3 protein-coding genes, 3 tRNA genes and 1 pseudogene are annotated in these 4,719 nt (G+C 60.0%); 2 read left to right on the forward strand and 5 right to left on the reverse strand.

Annotated elements, in window-relative coordinates; all coding sequences use genetic code 11:
* Positions 1-559, forward strand: a 559-nt coding sequence (locus JWR14_RS32265) for a proline racemase family protein (RefSeq protein ID WP_299717558.1), incomplete at its 5' end; no start/stop codon positions are given.
* Between the two features lie 2 nt (positions 560-561).
* Positions 562-1,476, forward strand: a complete 915-nt coding sequence (gene lhpI / locus JWR14_RS32270) for a bifunctional Delta(1)-pyrroline-2-carboxylate/Delta(1)-piperideine-2-carboxylate reductase (protein ID WP_299717560.1) — start codon at positions 562-564, stop codon at positions 1,474-1,476.
* 89 nt (positions 1,477-1,565) lie between these two features.
* Here lhpI and JWR14_RS32275 read toward each other — a convergent pair.
* The 5 genes and pseudogenes from JWR14_RS32275 to JWR14_RS32295 all read right to left on the reverse strand — a co-directional run.
* A tRNA-Cys gene (locus tag JWR14_RS32275) sits at positions 1,566-1,639 on the reverse strand.
* 119 nt (positions 1,640-1,758) lie between these two features.
* Positions 1,759-1,834 (reverse strand) — tRNA-Gly (locus JWR14_RS32280).
* Positions 1,835-1,892: 58 nt separating this feature from the next.
* Positions 1,893-1,968: transfer RNA gene (locus JWR14_RS32285), tRNA-Gly, on the reverse strand.
* A 174-nt stretch (positions 1,969-2,142) separates the two neighbouring features.
* Positions 2,143-2,738, reverse strand: a pseudogene (pgsA, locus tag JWR14_RS32290) (CDP-diacylglycerol--glycerol-3-phosphate 3-phosphatidyltransferase).
* 85 nt (positions 2,739-2,823) lie between these two features.
* On the reverse strand, positions 2,824-4,719 hold a 1,896-nt coding region (locus tag JWR14_RS32295; protein ID WP_299717562.1), incomplete at its 5' end, for an excinuclease ABC subunit UvrC.

The raw sequence follows: 4,719 nt of genomic DNA on the forward strand, positions 1-4,719 counted from the left end.
GCAGCGTGACGTCACCGTGGAGACACCCTCGTTCGGGAGCGTTACTGGCGACATCGCCTTCGGCGGGGCGTTCTATTTCTACACCGACGGCGCGCCTTTCGACTTGCCCATTCGCGAATCGGCCATCGACAAACTGATTCAATTCGGCGCCGAAGTAAAAGCCGCGGCCAATGCAGCGGTCAAGGTGGCGCATCCAGAGATTCCGGAACTGAACCACATCTACGGCACGATCATTGCCAATCAACCGCGGCACGCAGGCTCCACGCAGGCGAACTGCTGCGTCTTCGCCGACCGTGAAGTCGATCGCTCGCCGACCGGCTCGGGCACGGCTGGCAGGGTCGCACAACTGTACTTTCGCGGCCTGCTGGGCAAAGACGAAACGCTGATCAACGAGTCGGTGATCGGCACGATATTCAAGGGGCGCGTGCTGAGCGAAACAAAGCTCGGACCGTTCGATGCAGTCATCCCGGAAGTCGAGGGCAATGCCTACATTTGCGGCTTCGCTAACTGGATCATCGACGACCGCGATCCGCTGACCTACGGTTTCCTGGTGCGATGAGCATGACCAAGTCCTACGATGAACAACAGACTGCGGCGCTGCTTCCCTATACGGAACTAATCGATACATTGAGTGCAGCTGTAGTGGAATACGCGGCGGGCAGCATAGAAAGTCCGGAGCGGCTGGTCGTGCCGCTGCAGGCCGGCGGCGTCATGCTCTCGATGCCGGCGACTGCGGCGGATATAGCAATCCATAAGCTCGTGAACGTGTGTCCCGGCAACAAGGCGTTAGGTAAACCGACCATTCACGGCCAGGTCACGGCGTACGACTCATCCAGCGGAGAACTGCTCTTTTCGCTCGATGGCCCGACGGTCACGGGAAGACGCACAGCAGGTATTTCCGCGCTGGGTATCCGCTGCCTTGCCCGAAGCGCGAAATCGATTTTGCTGATCGGCACCGGCAAGCAAGCGAGCAATCATGCCGAAGCGTTTGCCGCGCTCTTCCCTGACTCGGTTCTTTACGTGAAAGGTACGTCGATGCAATCGGCAGCCCGGTTCGCGGCGGCGCATGCAGGACTGGGCTCACAGTTGATTCCGCTCGAAGGCGACATGATTCCCGAAGACGTCGACGTCGTTGTCACGCTGACCACGAGCAAAACTCCGGTCTATCGCGATGCGGCGCGCACTGGGCGACTGGTCGTGGGAGTTGGCGCATTCACGCCGGATGCAGCCGAAATCGCCGCGTCGATCGTGCACCAAAGCGCGATCCTGGTGGACGATCCAGCGGGTGCGAGACACGAAGCCGGCGATCTTATTCAGGCGAACGTCGATTGGGATACGGTCGGCTCGTTGGCCGCTGTTATCGAAGGCTCGTGGGTCGGTTCGCCGGATCAACCCGTGCTGTTCAAAAGCGTTGGATGCGCTGCGTGGGATCTGGCTGCCGCACGGTTGGCCCGATATCGTTTATCTGGCGTGTAGAACGGTGTAGATCGACCCGCTCTTTGTTCGCGCGAGCGGCGCAGACAAAGAAAAAGCCCTGACGAGTCAGGGCTTTTTCTTTGAATCTCTGGAGGCGCGAGCCGGAGTCGAACCGGCCTAAACGGCTTTGCAGGCCGCTGCATAACCGCTTTGCTATCGCGCCAGAAGCGGGGACTTACATGTTGCAATCCGTGTCTGGCAAAACCAACCCAACGTCAACTTTTGAATGGGTCCACCGAACAGTCCACCAAACAAAAAGGGAAGCTTGGCTTCCCCTTTTTTTGGAGCGGGAGACGAGGCTCGAACTCGCGACCTCAACCTTGGCAAGGTTGCGCTCTACCAGCTGAGCTACTCCCGCATGGTCCTGCACTTTACTGCCAGTCACCGGCTTACCATTGCCAATGACTTTCTTAATTTGGAGCGGGAGACGAGGCTCGAACTCGCGACCTCAACCTTGGCAAGGTTGCGCTCTACCAACTGAGCTACTCCCGCATCTTGCTGACTTCTTCTGCCAATTCACTGCTTTTTACCTTCATCAGGCTTCGCGGTTTTTTGCGTTCACCCGACAGAAACGAGATTATGGAGAAGGCCAACTTTAGTGTCAAGCGCTTTGTATGTACCCCATCACTTTTAAACGCTCTCCAATCTGAATCACAGCATGCCGAATCACAACATACCGCCGCGCTCACGAATCTGCGGCAGGCGAGCTTCATGTAATAGAGCATCGACCACACAGTGAGAAACGCAGCGACGTAGATCAGCCAGAGTCCCCACACACGGGTATCGATAACGAACGGTGTGCCGGCAATCCTCAGCGGTCCATAGAACAGCAGCATGGGGATGGCGACCATCTGGCAGACCGTCTTGAATTTACCGAGCGAATTCACTGCCACGCTTTTCGATGCCCCGATCTGCGCCATCCATTCCCGCAGCGCCGAAATCGTGATCTCGCGGCCCACAATCACGAGCGCAATCACCGCGTTCAGCCGCATCAGTTGCACGAGCACGAGCAGCGCGGCGGTGACCATGAGCTTGTCTGCAACGGGATCGAGGAACGCGCCGAATGCCGACGTCTGATTGAGCTTGCGCGCGAGGTAGCCGTCGAACCAGTCGGTCAGCGCGGCCAGCACGAAGATGACCATTGCAAGCAGGTTGCGATGGTCCGGGCTCATCATCACGTCCGGCAAATAGAAGACGCCCACGACGAGCGGAATCAGCACAATTCGCAGCCACGTCAGGAAAATCGGAAAATTAAACGGCATGGGCGTGACTCTTATAGAGAGGTGCCATTGTGCCGCGTCGCCCTATATGTCACAAGACGACGGGCCGGACGGCCGGACATTGCACTCAATGCAACTGCCGGTAGATCTGCTCGGCGAGCGCCTGCGAAATGCCTTCGACACTCGCCAGGTCCTCCACGCTCGCCGCCTGCACGCCGCGCAAACCGCCGAAACGCGACAGCAGCTTCTGACGCCGTTTCGCGCCGATACCCTCCAGCTCCTCAAGCCGCGATGTCTGCCGCGTCTTCGCCCGTTTCGCGCGCATGCCGGTAATTGCGAAACGGTGCGCTTCGTCGCGAATCTGCGCGACAAGCATCAGCGCCGCGCTCTCCTTGCCAAGTTCGAGCGCTGCGCGGCCATCGGCGAAAATCAGCGTTTCGAGACCGACCTTGCGGCCTTCCCCCTTCGCCACGCCCACCAGCATGCTGCGATCAAGGCCCAGTTCAGCGAACACTTGCCGCGCAATCTCGACCTGTCCCTTGCCACCATCGATCAACACGATATTCGGCAAGCGGCCACCCGATGGCACGGGTTCAGCGACATCGGCTTCGGCGGGACTGGTTGGCTCCAGTTGCGCTTCGGCCTCCAAGTCCACCGCTTCTGCCACTTCCACTGGCTCCGCCGCTTCGTGCTGCGGTTCATCAGTAGCGCGCGCCGCGGCCTGCGCCAGCATCTTCTCGTAGCGGCGCGTGAGGACTTGGCGCATGGCGGCGTAATCGTCGCCAGGCGTGATGCCGGTGATGTTGTAGCGCCGATATTCGGCCGACTGCATCTTGTGATGGTGATACACCACGCACGATGCCTGAGTCGCCTCGCCCATCGTGTGGCTGATGTCGAAACATTCGATCCGCAACTGCGCGAGATCGTCCATTTCGAAGCTCAGCGTATCCGCAAGAGAACGCGTGCGGGCCTGCTGCGAACCCTGTTCGGACAGCAAGCGCGCGAGCGCGAGCTTTGCATTCGATTCAGCCATCGACAGCCACGCACGCTTTTGTCCCTGCGGCTGACGCAGCACCACGACCTTGTGCCCGGCCTGTTCGATCAACAGGTCGACGAGCTCGCGGTTCGTTGGTGCGTGGCTCACCACCAGCACGGGCGGCACGCGATTGCCGATGTAATGCTGGGCGATAAACGCCTCCAGCACCTCGGCCTCAAGCGCGCCCTGACGTTCCGATTCCGTCGCGTCATCCAGCGGCGCGGCGCCGGTTTCAGCAATCTCCTCCTGCATTTCACCCGTAGTGGCGTGGGCCTCGAAATCCTGCTCGCGCGCCGCGAGGGTGCCGGCCGGCAGCGCGAGCTCATCGATAAGCGCATCGACGTTCGCATCGACTTGTTCAATGACAATATTCGCCACGCCGTCCACGAAGTCATCGCCGGCAAGCTCTTCCGGCATCGCGTCCTCGATGGCCAACGCTGCCTCTACGTGCGTCGGGAAATAGGCTTTGTCGCCGAGATGCCGGCCACCGCGCACCATCGCGAGATTCACGCACACCTTGCCGCCAAGTGCTGCGACCGCCAGGATATCGACGTCGTTATCGCCGCCTACCTCAATGGCCTGCTGATGCAGCACGGTGGACAGCGAGCTCATCTGGTTACGGACGGCCGCGGCCTGTTCGAACTTGAGATCGGCGGCGAATGCGTGCATCTTCTGCTCGAGTTCCTTCATCACTTCGCCCTGGCGTCCGAGCAGGAACCGCGATGCGTTCGATACATCGCGCGCGTAATCCTCTTCGTTGATCAACCCGACACACGGACCGGTACAGCGGCCGATCTGATGCAGCAGGCAAGGCCGCGTACGATTGGTGAAGACGGAATCCTCACAGGTGCGCAACTGGAAAACGCGCTGCAGAATCTGGATACTCTCGCGCACGGCCCACGCGCTTGGGAACGGGCCGAAGTACTGGTTCTTCTTGTCGACGCCGCCACGGTAATACGCCATGCGCGGAAACTTGTGGCCGGTGAG

The sequence above is a fragment of the Caballeronia sp. genome, from assembly GCF_028292365.1.
GTDB lineage: Bacteria > Pseudomonadota > Gammaproteobacteria > Burkholderiales > Burkholderiaceae > Caballeronia.